At 63.5% G+C, this 16,820-nt stretch carries 19 protein-coding genes and 1 tRNA gene; 6 read left to right on the forward strand and 14 right to left on the reverse strand.

Translation table 11 applies throughout. The features are described from left to right. Positions 1–163 precede the first annotated feature (163 nt). Positions 164–787, reverse strand: a complete 624-nt coding sequence (gene folE, locus ACM64M_RS14020; protein ID WP_416229332.1) for a GTP cyclohydrolase I FolE — start codon at positions 785–787, stop codon at positions 164–166. On the opposite strand from folE, the gene ACM64M_RS14025 reads away from it, so the two are divergent. After that, complete coding sequence (locus tag ACM64M_RS14025) at positions 786–1,400, forward strand: metallopeptidase family protein (protein ID WP_416229333.1); 615 nt, start codon at positions 786–788, stop codon at positions 1,398–1,400. The two genes, folE and ACM64M_RS14025, sit on opposite strands and share 2 nt — an antisense overlap. A 47-nt stretch (positions 1,401–1,447) precedes the next feature. Here the strand turns inward: ACM64M_RS14025 and ACM64M_RS14030 are convergent. Both ACM64M_RS14030 and ACM64M_RS14035 read right to left on the reverse strand, forming a co-directional pair. Next, positions 1,448–1,524, reverse strand: a tRNA-Arg gene (locus ACM64M_RS14030). A 75-nt stretch (positions 1,525–1,599) separates the two neighbouring features. Continuing rightward, positions 1,600–2,031, reverse strand: a complete 432-nt coding sequence (locus tag ACM64M_RS14035) for an NUDIX domain-containing protein (RefSeq protein WP_416229334.1) — start codon at positions 2,029–2,031, stop codon at positions 1,600–1,602. Between the two features lie 82 nt (positions 2,032–2,113). Here ACM64M_RS14035 and ACM64M_RS14040 point away from each other — a divergent pair, with 82 nt between their 5' ends. Together ACM64M_RS14040 and ACM64M_RS14045 are read left to right on the forward strand one after the other, a co-directional pair. After that, positions 2,114–2,317 carry a Flp family type IVb pilin gene (locus tag ACM64M_RS14040; RefSeq protein WP_416229335.1) on the forward strand — a complete coding sequence of 68 codons (204 nt, stop codon included), beginning with the start codon at positions 2,114–2,116 and terminating at the stop codon, positions 2,315–2,317. Between the two features lie 114 nt (positions 2,318–2,431). After that, complete coding sequence (locus ACM64M_RS14045; RefSeq protein WP_416229336.1) at positions 2,432–2,596, forward strand: Flp family type IVb pilin; 165 nt, start codon at positions 2,432–2,434, stop codon at positions 2,594–2,596. A gap of 75 nt (positions 2,597–2,671) precedes the next feature. Here the strand turns inward: ACM64M_RS14045 and ACM64M_RS14050 are convergent, their stop codons facing one another. The 5 genes from ACM64M_RS14050 to ACM64M_RS14070 form a co-directional block, all read right to left on the reverse strand. Beyond that, positions 2,672–4,147, reverse strand: a complete 1,476-nt coding sequence (locus ACM64M_RS14050) for a M48 family metalloprotease (RefSeq protein ID WP_416229337.1) — start codon at positions 4,145–4,147, stop codon at positions 2,672–2,674. Positions 4,148–4,223: 76 nt separating this feature from the next. Beyond that, positions 4,224–5,183 (reverse strand): acetyl-CoA carboxylase carboxyltransferase subunit alpha, encoded by a 960-nt coding sequence (locus ACM64M_RS14055; protein WP_416229338.1) that lies wholly within the window; start codon positions 5,181–5,183, stop codon positions 4,224–4,226. Positions 5,184–5,193: 10 nt separating this feature from the next. Then, a complete protein-coding gene (locus tag ACM64M_RS14060) occupies positions 5,194–6,081 on the reverse strand; it encodes a tyrosine recombinase (RefSeq protein ID WP_416229339.1) in 888 nt (295 codons plus the stop codon). A gap of 6 nt (positions 6,082–6,087) precedes the next feature. Next, on the reverse strand, positions 6,088–7,995 hold the full coding sequence (locus ACM64M_RS14065; RefSeq protein WP_416229340.1) for a hypothetical protein: 1,908 nt from the start codon (positions 7,993–7,995) through the stop codon (positions 6,088–6,090). Next, a complete protein-coding gene (locus ACM64M_RS14070) occupies positions 7,992–8,201 on the reverse strand; it encodes a hypothetical protein (RefSeq protein WP_416229341.1) in 210 nt (69 codons plus the stop codon). Before ACM64M_RS14070 ends, ACM64M_RS14065 begins: the two co-directional genes overlap by 4 nt. 38 nt (positions 8,202–8,239) lie before the next feature. Here ACM64M_RS14070 and ACM64M_RS14075 point away from each other — a divergent pair, with 38 nt between their 5' ends. From ACM64M_RS14075 to ACM64M_RS14085, 3 genes are read left to right on the forward strand one after another with little or no spacing between them, the layout of a single operon-like run. After that, a complete protein-coding gene (locus ACM64M_RS14075) occupies positions 8,240–8,806 on the forward strand; it encodes a shikimate kinase (RefSeq protein ID WP_416229342.1) in 567 nt (188 codons plus the stop codon). Continuing rightward, complete coding sequence (gene aroB / locus ACM64M_RS14080) at positions 8,797–9,918, forward strand: 3-dehydroquinate synthase (protein ID WP_416229343.1); 1,122 nt, start codon at positions 8,797–8,799, stop codon at positions 9,916–9,918. The genes ACM64M_RS14075 and aroB overlap by 10 nt, the downstream gene beginning before the upstream one ends. Further along, positions 9,915–10,685 (forward strand): cyclase family protein, encoded by a 771-nt coding sequence (locus ACM64M_RS14085; protein WP_416229344.1) that lies wholly within the window; start codon positions 9,915–9,917, stop codon positions 10,683–10,685. The genes aroB and ACM64M_RS14085 overlap by 4 nt, the downstream gene beginning before the upstream one ends. A gap of 255 nt (positions 10,686–10,940) precedes the next feature. Here the strand turns inward: ACM64M_RS14085 and ACM64M_RS14090 are convergent, their stop codons facing one another. The 6 genes from ACM64M_RS14090 to ACM64M_RS14115 form a co-directional block, all read right to left on the reverse strand. Beyond that, positions 10,941–13,034 (reverse strand): biotin carboxylase N-terminal domain-containing protein, encoded by a 2,094-nt coding sequence (locus tag ACM64M_RS14090; RefSeq protein WP_416229345.1) that lies wholly within the window; start codon positions 13,032–13,034, stop codon positions 10,941–10,943. Continuing rightward, the gene (locus ACM64M_RS14095) at positions 13,035–13,466 is read right to left on the reverse strand and encodes a hypothetical protein (protein WP_416229346.1); all 432 of its coding nucleotides are present in this window, start codon (positions 13,464–13,466) and stop codon (positions 13,035–13,037) included. Positions 13,467–13,563: 97 nt separating this feature from the next. Beyond that, entirely contained in the window at positions 13,564–14,352 is a 789-nt protein-coding gene (locus ACM64M_RS14100) for a heme-dependent oxidative N-demethylase family protein (protein ID WP_416229347.1), read from the reverse strand. A gap of 108 nt (positions 14,353–14,460) precedes the next feature. Beyond that, on the reverse strand, positions 14,461–15,540 hold the full coding sequence (bioB, locus tag ACM64M_RS14105; protein WP_416229348.1) for a biotin synthase BioB: 1,080 nt from the start codon (positions 15,538–15,540) through the stop codon (positions 14,461–14,463). Continuing rightward, complete coding sequence (locus tag ACM64M_RS14110; RefSeq protein WP_416229349.1) at positions 15,533–15,778, reverse strand: hypothetical protein; 246 nt, start codon at positions 15,776–15,778, stop codon at positions 15,533–15,535. Before ACM64M_RS14110 ends, bioB begins: the two co-directional genes overlap by 8 nt. Positions 15,779–15,960: 182 nt before the next feature. Further along, on the reverse strand, positions 15,961–16,820 hold an 860-nt coding region (locus tag ACM64M_RS14115; RefSeq protein WP_416229350.1), incomplete at its 5' end, for a cobalamin-dependent protein.

Raw genomic sequence — 16,820 nt, forward strand, 5'->3', positions numbered from 1 at the left:
TTGACACTTTTCCTACAAGAATCACTTTCTCAAGTGTCTCTGGCGCCGGACGATAAGAAAGAGCGAAAACCAATCAACCGCGCCCCCGGTCCCTTGGGATCGGGGGCGCTGTGCGTTTAACCGATTTGTTTCGTGTAGGAAAATCGCAGGCGGCGGCGCGCGATCAATACCCCATCAGGCTCATCACTTCCTTGCGGCTACGGTGGTCTTCAAGGAAACAGCCCATCATCCGGCTGGTGAGCATTTCGACCCCGTGCACCTTGACCCCGCGTCCGGCCATGCAGCCATGTTCGGCCTCGATCACCACGGCGACGCCGCGCGGTTCCAGATTGTCCCAGATGCACTGCGCGACTTCTGCGGTCAGGCGTTCCTGCACCTGCAACCGGTTGGCAAAGCCGTGCAGCACGCGGGCCAGTTTGGAAATTCCCACGACCTTTTGATCGGGCAGATAGGCGATATGCGCCTTGCCCTTGATCGGGGCCATGTGATGTTCGCAATGCGAATGGAAGGGAATGCCTTTGAGCAATACGATCTCGTCATATCCGCCGACCTCCTCGAAGATGCGGCTGAGATGGATCGCGGGATCTTCCTGATTGCCCTGACAATATTCAAGCCACGCGCGGCCCACCCGTTTGGGTGTGTCGATCAACCCTTCGCGGGTCGGATCATCGCCGGCCCAGCGCAGCAAAGTGCGGACCGCTTCCTGGACTTCATCGGGCACATCAGGCTTGTTCAAAGGGTTCTCCGGGTCAAATTCATCGTCATCATGCGCGCATATGTAATTCATGGCACTGGTTTTCCTAGCAGTCGAAATTTGCGCGGAGCGGGTCAACGCGGCTGGTCTTGATGGGCTCAGGTGTGAAAATCCGCGTGGCATCAAAGGGTTCCGGCAAAAATTTGCAACTCTGGTCAGGCTGACCATTGCCCTGCCTTTGGTCGCAGGATTGCGCGCGGGCCGGGGCGTTCCCATATCGGGCGGTGACATGGAGCCAGATTTCACCCCCGCGCAGCGACCTGATCCGGATGCCGCGCAATTTGAAGCGGCGGCGCGCCGGTCGCTGGCGCGGTTGCAGCCGGAGTTCCGCGACAGATTATCCGGCCTCGTGGTGCGGATAGAGGAATTTGCCCGGCCCGATCAGCTTGCTTCGGTCGATCTGAGTAATCGCTGGGACCTGACCGGCCTGTATGAAGGCACGCCCCTGCCCGAACAATCGGTCTGGGATCACGCGCCAATGCCGCCGGTCATTTCGCTGTTTCGCCAACCCTTGCTGCGCGAAATGCGCGAGACGGGCATCGGCTTTGACGAATTGGTGCACCATGTCGTGATCCACGAGGCGGGGCACCATTTCGGTTTTTCGGATGAGGATATGCACGCGCTGGAAGAGATCGCACCGGAATAGCGCGCGTTCGGACCAAAAAAGCCCGCCCCAAGGGGGACGGGCTTGTTTGGCGCACCCGGAAGGATTCGAACCTCCGGCCCCCAGATTCGTAGTCTGGTGCTCTATCCAGCTGAGCTACGGGTGCGCGTCAGGGGGCGGCACATAGGCAGGTGTGCGCGGCTTGGCAATAGTTCTTTGCCCTTTCTTCGGGGCAGCGCCGTCAACCGCCAAACAGGCTGCGTGCCAGCTCGCGGTCGAGCGGCGGTTTGGCCAAGGATACGATCTCCTGCGCGGTAAACCAGCCGATTCGCCCGCCCTCGATTGCGCGAGGCTCACCCTGCCAGGCGGTGATTGTGTAAAGCAGGATGACAATTGGCCCGCGCTTCTTTCCAACAAATTGCTGCGGGTCTTCCTGCGCAAATCCGGCGGGTCTGCAGTGGGTTTCGGCGACCACAATGCCCAGTTCCTCGTGCAATTCGCGTATCAGGGCTTTTACTGGGATTTCAGCGGGTTCGACCTTGCCGCCCGGGAATTCCCATAGGCCCCCGTGTTCCTTTTCCAAAGGTCTGCGGTGCATAAGCCATGTGTCTTCTGAAGCCCTGAGCGCCCCTGCAACCACCCACATCGGTTCCCCTGCTGCACCTATAGTCATGTCGGAATTTTTTCCATCTTTGTGCCCGCTCTCAACCTTTTCTTAACGCGATGCGCCGAATTATCTGTTCATCAGGAACGTAGTGACGGGTGATCTCATGAATTTGACGACATTCCTTAAGCACATTGGAAACGACAATTCAGGTGCCACTGCCGTTGAGTACGGACTGATCGTTAGCCTCATCGTCATTGCCATGATCGGTGCTCTCCAGGGCGTTGCCCAGGCGACCATCGAAACATGGAGCGAAGTTGAGACTGCGTCTGTGGCAGCAATGAACGGTTCATAAATTTGAAAGGTTCCGAGTTAGGAATTTCTCAATGGCTGCCAATTAAAACTGCAACTGTCTGTTCGTTTATCGTGGACGGGCACGGGTACCGAAGACCAAACCAGGAGACTACACATGAAATTTTTCAACAAGCTGGCTCGTGACGAGCAGGGCGCAACTGCAATCGAATACGGCCTTATCGCAGCTCTGATCGCTGTTGCAGCAATCACTGCAATGGGTTCGCTGGGCAACACCCTGAGCGACACTTTCTCGGAAGTTCAGACCGAAATGGCTGCCTAAGTCGCAAGACTTTTCGCAAAAAGAAAACGGCGGGGATTTTCCCCGCCGTTTTTTTCGCGCTTTGCTGGAACCCGATTACCGGCCGCGCACCACGATCTTTACCCGCTGGCCAGCGGTCAATTGGTCACTGGCTCCCAACCCATTGAGCACGCGGAAACGTTCGACCTGTGCGCTGTCATAGGCCATGCGCCGCGCGAGGCCCGCGACGGTATCGCCGCGCTGCACCGTCACCACCTGCAACCGCCGCGGAATCACCTGCGCCGCTTCATTGGCGCTAATCCGCCGCATTGACCGGAACATCGAAGCAAAAGGGTTGACCTGCCCGGCGGGCGTGATCGCGGCGAAATGATAGGCCCGGTCGCCTGCAAATTCATAGGCAAAGATCGTCACATCGACCTGTGAATTGCCGTTGTTCACCCGCGCCTGACCATAGGCGGCACGGATGCCGTTGACCGTCGTGCGTTCAAGGCTTTGCGGCGCAAGATTGGCATTCTGCCCGCCAAGCTTGGTGAATTGCTGACGCACATAGCTGTCCAGATCCCCGGCATAGGGGGCAAGCGTCAATTGCGCCTGACCGCCTTGCCCGTTGATGCTGACAGCAGTGGCCGAATTGACCATGTAAAAACCCTGCGGCGCGGTGAAAGACAGGCGCAGTTCAGGGTGGATGAAGGTGCTCCCCTCGATCACGCCCTGAGCAGGATCATCGCCATACAGCAGGCCGTCGATGCGTTGCAAAAACGTGTCGCGGTTGGTTACGCTGCCCGGTAATCCCTGCGCCGCACTCAGCGCGCGCTGCACCCGGCTGGCGGGATCGGGGTGAGTCGAGGCCCATTCGGGCACGCTGGCATCGGCGCGCCCCTGCAATTGCGCGTCGAGGGCGTTCTGCGCGGCGAGACTGGCCAGCACGGTGCCCATGGCACGCGGATCGTATCCGGCACGGGTCAGATACTGAATCCCCAGATCGTCCGCCTGGGTTTCCTGACTGCGCGAAAAGCTGAGCGTGAGCAATTGCGAGCCTTGCAGAAACCCGCGCGACAATGTCTCGCCAAGGCCGCTGTCACCCAGCAGGATCGAGCTGCCAATTGCGCCCAGCACGCCGAGGATCGAATTGCGCTGCGCGGTCTGCTGTCGGCGCTGCGAATGGCGCGCGGCGACATGGCCGACCTCGTGTCCCAGCACACCCGCCAGTTCCGCCTCGTTGTTCATCAAGGTGACCAACTGGCGCGTGGAATAGATATAGCCGCCCGGCACTGCAAAAGCGTTGTTCACCGGCGAATTGAGCAGGCTGACGGTGAAATTTTCACGCGCCGCGCCGAGGCCCGATTGCACCGCGATATTCTTGCCCACCTGTTCGACATATTGCGCCTGCGACCCGCTCATCGCACCGCCGAATTGGGCGAGCAATTGCGGGTGATATTCGGCGCCCTGCTGCGCCTCATTGGTGGTGATCGGGGTTGACGCTGATGGCACCGGAGCGCCAGTGCAGCCGCTCAGCGCTAGCGCCAGCGGCGCGCTGCCTGCGATAAGAATTCTGCGAAGATGTTTGGCCATGGCGTCTCTCCCGGGGGTGTTTCCCTGCAGGATCAACTATCGGGAAATCCCGCGGAGCAAGCAACCCCCGCGATGGTTATCCGCCGATCTGCAGGAACCGCTCCTCGCGCAGCCGGATCAATGCCGCACTGTCCATTTTGTCTAACAGATCAAGCTCTTCGCTCAGGACCTTGCCAAGTGTTCTCGCCATGACCGCGCCATCACGGTGTGCCCCGCCGACAGGTTCTTTTACAATTCTGTCGATCACCCCCAGCCGTTTGAGGTGCTGTGCGGTGATCTTCATCGCCTGCGCCGCGTCGGCGGCCTTTTCCGCTGTGCGCCACAGAATCGATGCGCAGCCTTCGGGTGAGATCACCGAATAGACTGCATGTTCCAGCATCAGCACCCGTTCCGCGCTGGCCAGCGCCACCGCGCCGCCCGAACCGCCCTCGCCCACGATCACGGCGACCATTGGCACCGGCAGCGCCAGACAAGCCTCGGTCGATCGGGCGATGGCTTCGGCCTGACCGCGCTCTTCGGCTTCGATTCCGGGAAAGGCACCCGAAGTATCGACCAGCGTCACCACCGGCAGGCCAAACCGTCCGGCCAGTTCCATCAGCCGGATCGCCTTGCGATACCCTTCGGGTTTACCCATGCCGAAATTGTGCTTGATGCGGCTGTGCGTATCGTGGCCTTTTTCGTGCCCGATCAGCATGATCCGGCGGCTCGTCCCATCGGCCCCGGCCAGCCGGGCAAACCCGCCGATGATCGCCTCGTCCTCGCCAAAATAGCGATCTCCGCCCAGCGGCATGAAATCAGTAAAGGCATGCGCAATATAGTCGCGGAAATGCGGGCGCTGCGGGTGACGCGCGACCTGCGTTTTCTGCCAGGGAGTGAGCGAGGCATAGGTGCTGGCGAGCAGCTCTGCGCTTTTGGCCTCCAGCCGCTCAATCTCGGCGGCGACATCGACCTCGTGATTCGCATCGACGCTGCGCAATTCGGTGATGCGCTGTTCAAGGCTGGAGATCGGCTTCTCGAATTCGAGATAAGAAATCATGGTCACGGCGCTAGTCTGTCCGGCCCCGGCGGGCAAGAGGATGCCGCGAATTTACCAGTTCCACCAGCCGTGCCGCATCGACATGCGTGTAAATCTGCGTGGTCGAAATATCGGCATGGCCGAGTAAGGTTTGCAGCACCCGCAGGTCTGCTCCGCCTTCCAGCAGATGCGTGGCAAAGGCATGGCGCAGGACATGCGGGCTGATCCCCGCCGGATCGAGATCGGCACGCGCAGCCAGTTCTTTGAGCAATTGAAACAGCCTCACGCGGGAAAGATGTTTGCCCCCGCGTGAGGGAAACAGGAATTTCGACGGCGGATCGGATGGGCGCAGCGCGGTCCACCGGGTCAACGCCTCTCGCGCCCGCTCGCTCACCGGGACCATGCGCGCCTGCCCACCCTTGCCCGTCACCGTAATCAGCGGCGCATCGCGGGGCACAGCGGATAACGGCAGACCGACCAGCTCGGTCGCCCGCAGCCCCGAACCATAGAGCATTTCGAGCAGCGCCAATTGCCGCACCGCCGCGCTTTTGCCGGTTGCGGCTTCGAGTTCGGCGCGTTCAAGCAGCGCCCGCACCGCATCGTGACCCAACACCTTGGGCAAGGGGCGGCGTTGACGCGGATTGGGCAGCGCCCCCGACGGATCGTCGCCGCGCCAGCCTTCGTCCACGGCAAACCCGAAAAACTGCCGCAGCGCCGATGCCTTGCGCGCCACAGTGGAAGGGGCCAGCGTCGCCCATTCCCCCGCCAGCCGTGCCACCGCCGCGCGCGGAACCTTTGCCAGATCGCCCAGCGCATCCTCTGCCCCGTCCAGATCGCGGCGATAGGCCGCCAGCGTGTTGGCCGCCGCGCCGCGTTCCGCTGCGAGCATTTCAAGAAACGCCTGAGTGGCGGCCGACACCGGGCGTCAGCCGCGCGCGACCGCCTCTGCGGCGATCATCCGGGCTTCGGCCTCCATCCCGACGCGGCGCAGCGCCGAGGTGAGGTGATACAGATGCAGCGGGGTCATCTGCGCCCAGCTTGTCCCCTGCATCCCCAATCCGGCGAGCAGCGCGACCATCGCCGGGTTTTCAACCTCTGCGGCGCGGGCAATCATCCGCGTCCAGCGCGTCTGCCGGGTCAGGTCTGCGCCCAGCGCGCTCGCGTCGCTCGTCGACATCCGCCCCAGCCCTGCCAGTCCGGCGAGCAGAAACGCGCCCTTGCGCCCCGCTGCGCTGTCATCACCGCTGACGAAACTTTGCACCGCATCGGAGGAAACGTCGCCGCCTTGCGGATTGCTGAGCGCGACCAGCGCCCATGCCAGCGAGCCCGGCTCGGCCACTTCCGCCCAAGCGGCAGCATCGCGGTCAAGTCCGGCGGTCAACATCGAGGCAATCAGATCGCCCGCCGCCGCCGCATGATCAGCAGAAGGCGGGATGCGCGCGGCGGCATAGGCGGTCAGGATGTGGCCGGCAAATCCGGGGTCACCCGCCGCGACTGCGGCACCCTCCGCCGTCAGACCTTGCGCCCAGAGCGATTGCATGGCGGTGATGCGGATCGCCGGATCGGATCCGACATAGGCGTCGCGCAGCAAGGCTGCGCGCGCGGAGACTTCGCTGGCCCCGGCATCATCGGAATAAACCTGGCTGTAAATATCGACCATCGCCGCCGCCGACAGCACACCTTGGCCTGCCGCTACATCGGCATAGAGCGCGCGCTGCGCCGGGGTCAGCATCGGCGCGGTCGCAGCCGACAGCGGATAATAGATCCCGCGCGGCGCAGCGATGGCGCGTTCGATCAGGCCTTCGGGAATGTCCTCTCCCACCGCATTGGCAATCGCAAAGCGCCACGGGGTCAATTCCTCCACGCCTTCCCAGCTCACCGTAGTGCCGCCGCGCCCGCGCCCCGCCGCCCCGGCGTAGCGCTGTGCCAGCAGCAGGTCGATTTCGGGCGCGATTGCCCGGCTTTGCGCAGCGTTGAGCTGCGACCCGGCCAGCGCGCCTTCGCCTGCATAGGCATTGCAGATCGCCTGCATCATGACCCAGCGCGGATTGTCGCGCGCGCCGCCTTGCAACCGCACCGCCGGACATGCGCCGACCAGATCAGCCGAGGCGATGTAGGCGGCGAGCGCCTGGCTGGTCATCGCGGTGGACCAATTGCTGGTGTCAATATCCTGCGCCAGCGCGCGCGTGACCGCAAACTCGCCCAAGGAATTGAGCACCCTTGCGCGCAAGCTGGCAAATTCGATCGGGTCCATGCCCTCTGGCGCGTTCAGGCGGCTCGCCATGGCCCGGCGCAGCAGGATATGACCCCAACGCGAGACCAGCGGTCCATTGGTGCCGGTCAGGATCGCGCGCACCAGAGCAGGTGGCTGTTTGGCCAGCGCGCGGGTCGGCAAACCGCCTTCTGCCATGGACAGCACTCCGGCCTGCGCCATGGATCGCCGCGCGGCGGGAGGAATGTCGAATTTGGGTTTCAGCCCAAGCAGATCGTCCAGTTGATCGGTGGAAAGCCCTTCGAGTTCTTCGAGCGAGGGCAGGTCCGACAGCTCCTCTTGGGAAACCTGCGGACCCGGCGGCAGGGGCTGCACGGTTGCGGGGGATTGCGCTCCGCCCTGCGGGGCGGGACCAGACGCGGGGCCAGCGGGCGCGGCAGTGGGCAGCGCGCTCGGCCTTGGGGTCGGCGTGGGCGCAGGCGCCGGATCGTCAAAACCCGGCGGCAACAAGGATTCGGGCGCGTTCTGCGCGGTTGCCAGCGTGCCAATCGTCCCGCCGGCACCCGCCCCGACCAAAGCCAGCGCAGCCGCGCCGCCGATCCAGTAGCTGCGCCTCGTCATCGCTCAACCCCGCCCTTGGTATTGCCAGCCAAAGTCCCGTTATTGGCAGGCGCCGCGATATCCTGCGCAATCGGACGGATCGGCTCTTCGCCGCCATCAATATACGCCAGCGTCAGGATCGCCAACGCGGCAATCGCCGCATAAAGCGGCCAGCGGCGGCGCGCATTGGCAAGCGGTGAAAGCGGTGTGCGGGTTCGGTCAGACATATTGCGCGCGCTCTACCCCATCTATAGGCCTTGCCGCAATGACCGCAGATGCTCCTTTGACGCAAACAGATATTGCCGCGATTGCCGCGCGGCTCGACCGCCCGATTGTGCTGGTCGGGTTGATGGGGGCTGGCAAATCGACCGTTGGGCGGCGGCTCGCCAATATGCTCGGGCGCCAGTTTGTCGATGCCGACGACGCCATCGAAGTGGCCGCGCAGCGCAGCATCCCCGAAATCTTCGACGAATTTGGCGAGGATTATTTCCGCGATGGCGAACGCCGGGTGATCGCCCGGCTGATCGAGGAAGAGCGCGGCGTGATCGCCACCGGCGGCGGGGCTTTCGTCGATGCGCAGACCCGCGCGCTGATCCTAGAACGCGCGCTGGCGGTGTGGATTGATTGCGACATTGATACGCTGGTGGAACGCACCGCGCGGCGCAACACCCGCCCGCTGCTGCGCGGCGGCGACCCGAAGGCGATCCTCACCGGATTGCTGGAAAGGCGACAACCCTTCTATGAACAGGCGCAATTGCGGGTGCGGGGCGAAAACAACCCCCACACCGACACCGCTCTGGCGATTATCAAGGCGATAGATGAATGGCTGTGATCCCCGTGGCGCTGGCAGGGCGCGGGTATGATGTGACGATCGAGGCGGGTCTGCTGGACCGGCTGGATATGGCGGCGGCTGGCTATTTGCCCGGCGCGGGCCGCAAGGTGCCCATCGTGGCCGACACCAACACGCACCGGCATTTTTCCGGCCAGGTTGCAATGGCGCTCGGAACCGAAGGGTGGGAAGCCGACTGGTTCGTGATCGAACCGGGAGAAAGCGCCAAAAGCTGGGCGGTGCTGGAGCGGCTGTGCGACTGGTTGCTGGCGCTTGGCGTCACCCGCAGCGACCATGTCTTTGCACTGGGCGGCGGGGTGGTGGGCGACCTCACCGGCTTTGCATGCGCCGTGACAAAGCGCGGCTGCGGGTTTGTGCAAATCCCCACAACCTTGCTGGCTCAGGTCGATTCGTCGGTTGGCGGCAAGACCGCGATCAACACGCGCGCGGGCAAGAATTTGATCGGGGCGTTCCATCAACCCTCAGCCGTGCTGATCGACCCGCTGGTGCTCGACAGCCTTCCCCCCCGCGAAATGCGCGCAGGCTATGCCGAAGTGCTCAAATACGGCCTGCTGGGTGATGCCGAGTTTTTTGACTGGCTGGAGGCGAATGGCGCAGCCGTGCTGGCGCGCGAACCCGCCGCGCTGGAACACGCCATCGCCACCAGCATCCGCGCCAAAGCCCGCATTGTCGCCGAGGACGAGCGCGAAACACTGGACCGCCGCGCGCTGCTCAATCTGGGGCATACATTCGGGCATGCGCTGGAGGCCGAGACGGGCTTTTCGCAAGCGCTGCTCCACGGCGAAGCGGTGGCGCTCGGCATGGTGCTGGCGGCGCGTTATTCGGCGCGGCGCGGGAAGATGTCGGGGGCCGATGCGGATCGCACTGCCGCCGCCGTGGCGGGGGCGGGCCTGCCGTCTGAAATCGCCGCGCTGGGAATGGATTGCAGCGGCGCACGGCTGGCCGAACACATGCGCCACGACAAGAAGGCCGAGGGCACCACCCTGCCCTTCCTGTTGCTGCGCGGCATCGGCGCAGCCTATCTGGCGCGCGACGTGAACCTTACGGATATTGCCGCATTTCTGGATGAGCAATTGCTTGGGCAACTGGCATGACCCGCTTCGTCGACCTGTCGATCCCGATCACCAATGACGTGATCTCCGATCCCGAGGTCATGCGCCCCAAGATCACCTATATGACGCATCAGGACACCTGGGCGCAGATCGCGATGTTCTTCCCCGGTCTGGAAAAGGACGATTTGCCCGATGGCGAAGGCTGGGCGGTCGAGATGCTGGAACTGTCCACTCACAACGGCACGCATATGGACGCGCCGTGGCATTACCATTCAACCACCGATGCCGGAGCCGCTCCTGCCCCGAGCATCGACGAGGCGCCGCTCGACCGGTTCTTTCGTCCAGGCGTGAAGCTCGATTTCTCAGCATTGCCACACGGCCATGTTGTCAGCGCGGCGCAGGTCGAGGCAGAATTGGAGCGGATCGGATACGACCTGCAACCGCTCGACATCGTGCTTGTCCAGTCAGGCGCGATCTATGGCACCGACAATTTCACCGATCAGGGCGTCGGTCTCGGCGCTGAGGCGACCCTCTGGCTGACCGAAAAAGGCGTCGAAGTGGTCGGCACCGATGCGTGGACCTGGGACGCGCCGTTCAGCCATACCGCGCGCCGCTGGGCCGAGACGCGCGATCCCGCGATCATCTGGGAAGGCCACAAGGCCGGCCGCATCCGCCCCTATTACCAGATCGAGAAACTGACCAACCTAGAGGCGTTACCGCCGCACGGCTTCATGTTCAGCTGCTTCCCGGTAAAGATCGAACGTGCCAGCGCCGGTTGGATCAGAGCGGTGGCGATGGTGGAGGGTTAAATGCCAACGAAAGCCGATTTCTCAAGACTGATTGCTGAGCGGTTGCGGGACGCAACGGGACGAGGAGAATCCGTGAAACGCCTCAACGCAGGCGAACTCCATCGCGATCTTGGAGGCTATCCAGGCAAGACACACAATATGCCGGGATGATGTGACGCAATGATTGAAGCCAAACGGGCGACAGACAACATTATCGCGCAACCACCAAAGGGCAAAGGCGCAAGCCTAACAATCGAATATCGATTACCGCGTTAGCTACTCCAGCTCCAGAATCACCGCATCCACCGCAAGGCTTTCGCCTTCCGCGGCGTTGATCTTGGCGATCACGCCTTCCTTTTCGGCGCGCAGGATGTTTTCCATCTTCATCGCCTCGACCGTGGCGAGCGGTTGACCCGGTTGCACCTCGTCGCCCTCGGCAACGTGCAGTTTCATCAGCATTCCGGGCATCGGGCAGATCAGCATCCGCGACAGATCGGGCGGCACTTTTTCGATCATATGCGCGGCCAGCGGGGCCAGATCTGCGGGCAGCACCAGCGCCTCATGCGCCGCGCCGCGCGTGGTCATGCGCCAGCGCACCCCGATCTTCTCGACTTGCACGACCATTTCATTGTCGCCTGTGACCCACGCAAAGGTCTCGCCGACTTCCCAATCCCACGTGCCGTCGATCCGCTCGCCGTCGACGGTGGCACCGCCAACCTCGAGCAGCACGTCGAAATTGGTTTTGCCGATCCTGACCATCCAGCGCGACGGCGGGTTTTCAGCGCCGTTGAGCTGGCCCGAGATTTGCCGGGCGCGGACCTGATGGGTAAATTCTGCCCCCGCAAACAACGCGGCCAACTGACGCAGCCACGCATCGCTGGCGGGCGCGCCGCTGAATCCTTCGGGATATTCCTCCGCAATGAAGCCGGTGGTGAGTTCGCCCGAGCGGAAGCGCGGGTGCTGCATGATCGCGCTGAGGAAATCGACATTGTGGCCCAATCCCTTGATCCGGAACCGGTCGAGCGCCTCGACCTGCAAATCGGCGGCTGCGTCGCGGGTCGGGGCCCAGGTGATGAGCTTGGCGATCATCGGGTCGTAGAACATCGACACCTCGCCGCCTTCGAACACGCCGTCATCCACGCGGATGTAGCCCTTGGCGAGTTCACGCGCAGGCGGGGACCTCAGGCCATCTTCGGTTTCGCCTGACTGAGGGAGGCCCCCGCCTTCGCAGGGGTTCACATCAGGGGCGTAAGGGCCCTGACGGAATGCTGCTTCCGGCGGTGCGTATTCGACCAGCCGTCCGGTGCTGGGCAGGAAGCCGCGATAGGGGTCTTCGGCATAGACGCGGTTTTCGATCGCCCAGCCGTCGATCCCGATGTCGTCCTGCGTCATGGCGAGCTTCTCGCCCGCCGCGACGCGGATCATCTGTTCGACCAGATCAATGCCGGTGATCGCTTCGGTCACGGGATGTTCGACCTGAAGCCTTGTGTTCATTTCGAGGAAGTAGAAACTCTCCCCCGTCGGGTCCGCGCCGCTGACGATCAATTCGACCGTGCCCGCGCTGTAATATCCGACCGCGCGTGCCAGAGCGACGCATTGCTCGCCCATCGCCTTGCGCATCTTGGGCGTGACGAAGGGCGATGGCGCTTCCTCCACCACCTTCTGGTGACGCCGCTGGATCGAACATTCGCGTTCGTTCAAGTAAAGAATATTGCCGTGCTGGTCGCCGAGGATCTGGATTTCAATGTGGCGCGGGTTGAGGATGAACTTCTCGATAAACACGCGGTCATCGCCGAAGGAGTTGAGCCCTTCGCGCTTGGTCGCCTCAAACCCTTCGCGCACGTCGGCTTCGCTATAGGCGAGCCGCATACCCTTGCCCCCGCCCCCGGCGCTGGCCTTCATCATCACCGGATAACCGATTTCTTCCGAAATCCGCACCGCGTGCTCGGTATCGTCGATCTCGCCGACAAAGCCGGGGACGACGTTGACGCCCGCCTGCATGGCGAGCTTCTTCGATTCGATCTTGTCACCCATTGCAGCGATTGCGCCGACTGGCGGACCGATGAACGCGATGCCTTCTGCCGCCAATGCCTCTGCAAAACTGGTGCGTTCGGACAGGAAGCCATAGCCGGGATGCACCGCCTCTGCGCCGGTCTGCTTGCACGCGGCGATGATCTTGTCCGCGATCAGATAGCTTTCCGCCGCGGGCGAAGGGCCGATATGCACCGCCTCGTCCGCCATCGCCACAAAGGGCGCGCGGGCGTCAGCGTCGGAATAGACCGCGACGGTCTTGATCCCCATCTTGCGAGCGGTGGTGATAACCCGGCAGGCGATTTCGCCGCGGTTGGCAATCAGGATTTTCTTGAACATTTACTCTCTTTCGATCCAGACCGTTTCCATCAGGTAATATCCGGCCTCGGGGGAGCCATTGATATAGAATTTGGCGCGCGCACCATCGTGAGGGGCCATGTTTCGCGCGTCACACATGTTGAATTCCAGATAATATCCAACGGTGTATTCGGCTAGCTTAGCACCGCGGCGAACCTTCTCGGCCACAATCTTTCCCGTGCAGGACTTTGTGATGTAAGTCCCGCATTCACCTTCACTTTCAGCGCGGTAAAAGGTGCCGACGACGACCACATCCGCCCTCAAGCGATCCTGCCGCCATTGTTCGGCGTTTCGCTTGCTGACCTCGCGCGGCAAGGTCGGGCAAGCTTCGACCGGCGCAACAGTCACCGCCGCCGCCGCAAGCGCCATAATGGCGCTCCGCAGCAGCGCGGCGTGACCCCTGTTCAGCAGCATCGCAGACAAGCGGGGAAAACCTCTCTCCATAGCAATTCCTTGGTTTGGCTATGCCGGGGGTTTCGCTGGCAGGCAAGCTAGCGGATTTGGGGCAACGTCAGGCTCGCGCGGCGGCATAGGCGATCAGGCTGGCAGCATAGGCGGGCGCGCCCCGGCGGTCACCTTCGCCGCTGACGAGGGTCTGCACCGCCTTGCCCAGCATCGCGATGTTGGCGGGGGAGAGGCTGCCGAGCGGTTCGACATAGATCCCGATGCCGAACAGGATCACACCCGTCTGTGGCAGCCGCCGCAGCGTCTGGCGTTCCGAACGCACGAACAGCGTTTCGCCCGCGTTTTCCGGCGTGACGTGGGCGAAGGCTTCCTGCGGCAGTCGGCCGGGGAGCCAGCGGCGTTCCCCGGTGGCCGCGATGAACCAATTGCAGCGGGCGTAAATCGGGCCGGGTTTGAGCGTCTCCATGAATCGATCAACCCCCGTGGCGAGTTGTTTTTCGTAACCCGCAATCGGGGCGTGAAGCGCGCGCAGGGGCAGGCCGATTTTCTCGGCGGGGTGCCAGTCGGACGGCCACGCGACTGCCGCTCCGATCAGACGGTAGACCTCTTCGCCGTCACGCCGGGTGAGCAGGCACATGTCCTCGTGCGCCGCCAGCGCGGCTACGGGCAGCGCGCCTTCAACGCCAAGCATCGCGGCGAGTTCGCGCCCCGGCGCGTCCGCCTGCGGGGTCAATTGCACCCCTTGCGGCCAGTCAGCGAACCCCGCCGCCCGCGCGGCCAGATCAGGCGCAGGCTGGAGCCAGTCGCGATCCTCCAGCTTCACCAACCCCATGCGCAACTGCCCACCCCCGCGCGCCTTGGGCAGCAGAGCATCGACGGAGAAACCGAGGGTCATCCCTTGCTCGTCATTGCGAGCGTAGCGCGGCAATCCAGAGCGGCACGCGAGACGCTCTGGATTGCCGCGAAGCCTTCGGCTTCTCGCAATGACGAGCTCTGCTACAAGTCACGCCGCCACCGCAGCCTTGCACGCCCGAGCAGGCTCCTCACCCTTCAGCGCCGTCAACCCCAGCTTGGCGAACAGCGCGCCGTCCTTGTCATCGCCCGCGTTGGGTGCGGTGAGCAGCTTGTCGCCGGTGAAGATCGAATTGGCGCCCGCGAGGAAGCACAGCGCCTGCGTGGCCTCGGACATCGACTCGCGCCCCGCCGACAGCCGCACCATCGAACGCGGCATGGTGATCCGCGCGACCGCAACGGTGCGAACGAACTCGATATCGTCGATCTTGGCCATCGGGGTGGTGTTATTGGTGGTCGGATCGCTGGTGTCAAAAACCGCTTCCCACTTTTTGACGCGATCCTCCGGCGGCGTATCGGCCAGCATATTGCCCAGCACCGTGCCCTTGACCGGCACCAGCGCATTGACCGGCACGCTTTCGGGATGCTGAGGCAGGGTGGCGAGCGTGTGGATGAAGCCCACCCGATCCTCGCGCGTCTCGCCCATGCCGACGATCCCCCCGCTGCACACATTGATCCCCGCCTTGCGCACGTGACCCAGCGTATCGAGCCGACACTGGAAATCGCGGGTGGAGATGACGCGCTCGTAGTATTCGGGCGAGCTGTCGATATTGTGGTTGTAGTAATCGAGCCCGGCCTCGGCGAGCTGCGCGGCCTGATGCGGCTCGAGCATCCCCAGCGTCATGCAGGTTTCCAGCCCCATCGCGGCCACGCCCTTCACGATCGCCACGATCGCGGGCATGTCGCGGTCCTTGGGGTTGCGCCACGCAGCCCCCATGCAAAACCGCTGCGAGCCTGCATCCTTCGCATGCGCCGCGCGCTGGAGCACGGCCTGCACGTCCATCAGCTTGGTCGCTTCGACCCCGCTGTCGGCATGAACCGACTGCGAGCAATAGCCGCAATCCTCCGGGCATCCGCCGGTCTTGATGCTGAGCAGAGTGCAGAGCTGGACCTGTGTGGGCGGGTGGAACTCACGGTGCACGGAGGCTGCGCGGAACAGCAGTTCGGTGAAGGGCAGGTCGAAGAGGCCTGCGATTTCGGAGCGGGTCCAGTCGGTGCGGATTTCAGTCATAAAATGAGGTTCCGGTAATGCGGATTCGAATGTCACCCCCCAACGCAAGTTGCATTTCCTTTCGTTGAGAGTCGGTTGAAACCGCCAAAAGTTCAATAGACGTGACTTTCAAGCGATAACTGTTTGAGTTGCGGTCAAGGCCGCTGATGATCGCCCCCAACGTCGGAAGAGCCGGAAGCTCCTGTGGGCCCATCAAATCATCGGGGCCGCATTCATGAGCGACATAAGCAACAATCATTCAGCCACCCCTACGTCATTGCGAGGAGCCGCAGGCGACGCGGCAATCCAGAGCGTCTCCATACCTACTCCCGTCATGCTGAACTTGTTTCAGCATCCATTCTTCCTCTCGCACTGCGGCTTTCGGGGCGGGATGGCCCCTGAAACAAGTTCAGGGTGACGGCAAGAGGGAGCGGGGTGACCCTACTCCGCCGCCTCGTCCAGCCCCTCGCCCCCCAAGTCTCCGGGCGGCGGCATGTTGTGGCCTAGCAACACAAGGATATCCGCCGCACATTCGACCACGTTGGAACCGGGGCCATAAATCCCCTGCACCCCTGCCTCCCGGAGGAAATCGTAGTCGCTTGCCGGGATCACGCCGCCTGCCGTCACCTTTATGTCCGCGCGGCCCGCCTCTTTCAACAGGCGGATCAGTTCGGGGATCAGGGTCTTGTGGCCCGCCGCAAGGCTCGATGCGCCGACCACGTCGACGTCCTTCTCCGAGGCCATTGCGGCGGCTTCTTCGGGCGTCTGGAACAGCGGGCCGGAGATCACGTCGAAACCCATGTCGGAGAACGCCGAGGCGATCACGTTGGCCCCGCGGTCGTGACCGTCCTGGCCCATCTTGGCGACCATGATGCGCGGCTTGCGGCCCAGGCGGCGGCCCACGGCTTCCACGCCGTCCGTCACCTGCGCCCAGCGGCGGTCGAACTCATAGGCGCTGGCATAGACGCCGCTCACCGGCGCAGGCGTAGCATCGTGGCGGCCGAAGACCTCTTCCATCGCGGCGGAGATTTCTCCGAGGGTCGCGTCGTGGCGGGCAGCGTCCACCGCCAGCGCCAAAAGATTGCGATCCCCCGCGCAGGCGGGGGCCTCAGGCGAGAGAGCGCCATCCTGCGGGAGGTGCCCCCCCGCGCGGGGGCGGCCCAGTGGGCGAACCCGCCGCCCCCCCCGCCCCCCCCCCCCCCCCCCCCCCCCCCCCCCCCCCCGCCCCCCCCCCCCCCCCCGCCCCCCCCCCCCCCCCCCCCCCCCCCCCCCCCCCCCCCCCCCCCCCCCCCCCCCCCCCC

Origin of the sequence: Qipengyuania sp. ASV99 (genome assembly GCF_047872805.1) — a bacterium.
GTDB lineage: Bacteria > Pseudomonadota > Alphaproteobacteria > Sphingomonadales > Sphingomonadaceae > Erythrobacter.

Excerpts from the sequence above, each read along its gene's own strand:
- ACM64M_RS14025 (WP_416229333.1), top strand. The coding sequence starts at position 786 with ATGGCACTGGTTTTCCTAGCAGTCGAAATTTGCGCGGAGCGGGTCAAC.
- folE (WP_416229332.1), bottom strand. The coding sequence starts at position 787 with ATGAATTACATATGCGCGCATGATGACGATGAATTTGACCCGGAGAAC.
- ACM64M_RS14035 (WP_416229334.1), bottom strand. The coding sequence starts at position 2,031 with ATGACTATAGGTGCAGCAGGGGAACCGATGTGGGTGGTTGCAGGGGCG.
- ACM64M_RS14045 (WP_416229336.1), top strand. The coding sequence starts at position 2,432 with ATGAAATTTTTCAACAAGCTGGCTCGTGACGAGCAGGGCGCAACTGCA.
- ACM64M_RS14050 (WP_416229337.1), bottom strand. The coding sequence starts at position 4,147 with ATGGCCAAACATCTTCGCAGAATTCTTATCGCAGGCAGCGCGCCGCTG.
- ACM64M_RS14055 (WP_416229338.1), bottom strand. The coding sequence starts at position 5,183 with ATGATTTCTTATCTCGAATTCGAGAAGCCGATCTCCAGCCTTGAACAG.
- ACM64M_RS14065 (WP_416229340.1), bottom strand. The coding sequence starts at position 7,995 with ATGACGAGGCGCAGCTACTGGATCGGCGGCGCGGCTGCGCTGGCTTTG.
- ACM64M_RS14070 (WP_416229341.1), bottom strand. The coding sequence starts at position 8,201 with ATGTCTGACCGAACCCGCACACCGCTTTCACCGCTTGCCAATGCGCGC.
- ACM64M_RS14075 (WP_416229342.1), top strand. The coding sequence starts at position 8,240 with ATGACCGCAGATGCTCCTTTGACGCAAACAGATATTGCCGCGATTGCC.
- aroB (WP_416229343.1), top strand. The coding sequence starts at position 8,797 with ATGGCTGTGATCCCCGTGGCGCTGGCAGGGCGCGGGTATGATGTGACG.
- ACM64M_RS14085 (WP_416229344.1), top strand. The coding sequence starts at position 9,915 with ATGACCCGCTTCGTCGACCTGTCGATCCCGATCACCAATGACGTGATC.
- ACM64M_RS14090 (WP_416229345.1), bottom strand. The coding sequence starts at position 13,034 with ATGTTCAAGAAAATCCTGATTGCCAACCGCGGCGAAATCGCCTGCCGG.
- ACM64M_RS14095 (WP_416229346.1), bottom strand. The coding sequence starts at position 13,466 with ATGCTGCTGAACAGGGGTCACGCCGCGCTGCTGCGGAGCGCCATTATG.
- ACM64M_RS14100 (WP_416229347.1), bottom strand. The coding sequence starts at position 14,352 with ATGACCCTCGGTTTCTCCGTCGATGCTCTGCTGCCCAAGGCGCGCGGG.
- bioB (WP_416229348.1), bottom strand. The coding sequence starts at position 15,540 with ATGACTGAAATCCGCACCGACTGGACCCGCTCCGAAATCGCAGGCCTC.
- ACM64M_RS14110 (WP_416229349.1), bottom strand. The coding sequence starts at position 15,778 with ATGATTGTTGCTTATGTCGCTCATGAATGCGGCCCCGATGATTTGATG.